2 protein-coding genes and 2 pseudogenes are annotated in these 2,641 nt (G+C 69.0%); 1 reads left to right on the top strand and 3 read right to left on the bottom strand.

Features of this window, described 5'->3' with window-relative positions:
* From IE206_RS42045 to IE206_RS42055, 3 genes and pseudogenes are all read right to left on the bottom strand, one after another.
* Positions 1–395 (bottom strand): annotated as a pseudogene (locus IE206_RS42045) (hypothetical protein); the annotation flags it as partial.
* Positions 396–535: 140 nt separating this feature from the next.
* Positions 536–679, bottom strand: a pseudogene (locus IE206_RS42050) (IS110 family transposase); the annotation flags it as partial.
* 170 nt (positions 680–849) lie between these two features.
* On the bottom strand, positions 850–1,731 hold the full coding sequence (locus IE206_RS42055; protein ID WP_189972035.1) for a LysR family transcriptional regulator: 882 nt from the start codon (positions 1,729–1,731) through the stop codon (positions 850–852).
* Positions 1,732–1,791: 60 nt separating this feature from the next.
* On the opposite strand from IE206_RS42055, the gene IE206_RS42060 reads away from it, so the two are divergent.
* Positions 1,792–2,160 (top strand): DoxX family protein, encoded by a 369-nt coding sequence (locus IE206_RS42060; RefSeq protein ID WP_189972037.1) that lies wholly within the window; start codon positions 1,792–1,794, stop codon positions 2,158–2,160.
* The last annotated feature ends 481 nt before the right edge of the window (positions 2,161–2,641 follow it).

Consider the following 2,641-nt stretch of genomic DNA (forward strand, 5'->3'; position numbering starts at 1 on the left):
CCGCGCCCGAGGGTGGCCGCGCCGGTGGCAGCGACGCAGGCCGAGAGCGAGCGAGACAATTCCTCCGCCATACGTGCCAGCTTCTCCGGCCCTTCGATCTCCACCGTTGCCTGAGCGTCAGCGAGTCCGCCAGTGAGCAATCCGCGAGCGCCATCGAGGGCAGCGCGGACGGCATCGAGATCCGCTCCCGGCCTGATCAGCTCAGCGTAGATCTCCTTCAATACTTTGCGCAGCTCGTCCGCCCTGGCCGTGGATGCCGAGTACGCGTCGCGGCGGAGCTGCCGACGCCAATGCCGGTGCTCTGCCCTGACCTGCCGCTGAGCCGATATGCCTGCAACGCCGGCCGCGAGGGTGGTACCCACCACTCCCACGGCCGCACCCACGATGGCAGCCACCCCTGAGTCCATAGGGGAATCTTGACGGCTGGGAACCGCATGGTCACCAATCTTCGGTGACAACGCTCAACCTTCCCGTTGCGACAGGTCACCTGTCGCAGTGAGGGTTGAGTGTTCTCACCGATTCCTAATCCGGTCTGTCAAGCCGAGAGGGCTGTCGGCGGCGTGAGCTCGTAGCACCGTCCGTCCCGTAGGAGGGCCCAGAGCACGTTGACGCGGCGGCGCGCGAGGGCGAGCACGGCTTGGGTGTGGCGCTTGCCCTCGGCGCGTTTGCGGTCGTAGAACATTGAGTGCCATAGGGTCGGCGTGGTCGGTGGTCACGGCCTATGTGCACCCCACCGAGGCGGTCGCCGCGGGTGTCCTTGTGCTGGGACGAGCCGTTCAATGCGGCCGCTGCCAGGAGCAGTGCCGGCCCGGCCGGGCAGCGCGCGCCGACGGCCTGTCGGCCCGGTCGTCAACTCCCGGTCAGTCGGCACGCGATGGCCTCCAGCAACTGATCCAGCGCCGCTTCGTGCGTCCGCCCCCGAGGCCGGGCCAGCCCCACCCGGCTCGGTGAGACCCCGCGCACTGGACGGAACACCACGTCCGGGTGGGAGTAGAAACGGGCTGCCGACGCCGGGGCCAGCGCCACGCAGCCGCCGGCCACCGCTCCGAGCCACTCGTCGGGAAGGCTGGTGACGGCGCCGACCCGGACGGGGTGCCCGTCCCGCTCCTCCGCCGCCAGCCAGTGCCCCCTCCAGGCTCCGGTCCCGGCTCCGGCCGCGACGAACGGCTCGTCCCACAACTCCCAGAATTCCACCGTCTCGCTGTTCACCAGCGGATGCCGAGCCGACAGCAGCACCCCACGCTCCTCAGCGAACAACTCCCGCACTGTGAACCTCTCCTGCCCCGGAAACGGCAAACGCACCACTGCCGCAGCCACCTCACCCCGGGCCAGGCCGGCACTCGGGTCCGACCAGTCGAACTGCCGCAGCTCCACCCGCCACTCCGGCTGCGCCCGGCGGAACTCAGCGATGACCTCGGGGACGCCACCCACTGCGCCGGCGTCCAGGAAACCCAGGCGCAGCACCCGCGCCGCCCGGCCGGTTGCCTGCACCGTCTCGTCCCAGCCGTCCAGCAGTGCGGGCACCCGCAAGGCAAGCTCACGACCAGCTTCGGTCAGCGCCATCCCCGATCGTGAACGCGCGAAGAGCCGTACCCCGAGATCCTCCTCCAGGCGCCGGATCTGCTTGGTCAGCGCAGGCTGCGAGACGAACAGCGTCTCCGCTGCCCCGGTCAGGCTGCCCTCCTCCGCCACTGCGGCGAAGTACCGAAGCAGGCGCGTATCCACGTCCATGCCACCAGGTTATAGAAGCAGGTATTGGACGGCGTCGAAGTGCCCGCGGACCCTGAAGGCATGACCGGTACCCAGCTCGCGCTCCTCGTAGTCACCCTGCTCACCGCCACCATCAACGTCGGGATGGCCGCCGCCGACCTCGCTGGGGCGCGCTTCGTGCTGGCCAACTCAGCGGAGGTGGGTGTCCCCCGATCCTGGCTGCCCCGGCTGGCCGCCCTCAAGCTGGCCGGAACGGCGGGCCTCCTCCTCGGCCTTTTCGACACCGCACTGCGCCCCCTCGGCGCCGCCGCGGCCAGCGGTCTCGTCCTGCTCTACCTGGGCGCGCTCGCCTACCATGTGCGCACCCGCGTGCTCCACAACCTCGCATTTCCCGGCTTCTACCTCGCCACCGCCGTCGCCTCGCTGGCCTTGACCGTGTCCTCCTTGTGACTGGGCAATGCCGTTGTCACCAGGCGCGCCCCGCGACCTGAGCGTTCGGCTCGCCTTGAGCATGCTGCTTGTCACTAGTTGGGCGAGATGGTTGTCACCTGCTGCGCCTGGTCCTGGTTGTTGTCACCGCCGCCGGAGCGAACCGGCTACTCAGACCGGGTGCGCTGCGGAGGCGCAGTCAGGTCGGGGTGCAGTGACAGTCTGCGCGCCCAGGGGTGACAACTGCCTCGCCCGGTCACACTCCTGAAGGCGGCACCACTCAATGTTCGATGAGAACACTCAACCTTCACTGCGACAGGTCAACGGACACCGGTCGGCACGGCAGGCCGCCAGACCGAGGAGTCGAACACATGATGCAATTGAGGGTGACCACCCACCCGCGGAGCAGCACCCATGACGTCCCCCGCGACTGCCGCGAGACCTCAGCCTAATGGGAGCTACGGAGTCGGGGAATGCTTGATTCCGTAGCCGCCAGCAGGTG

Source organism: Streptomyces violascens, from assembly GCF_014649955.1.
Lineage (GTDB): Bacteria > Actinomycetota > Actinomycetes > Streptomycetales > Streptomycetaceae > Streptomyces > Streptomyces violascens.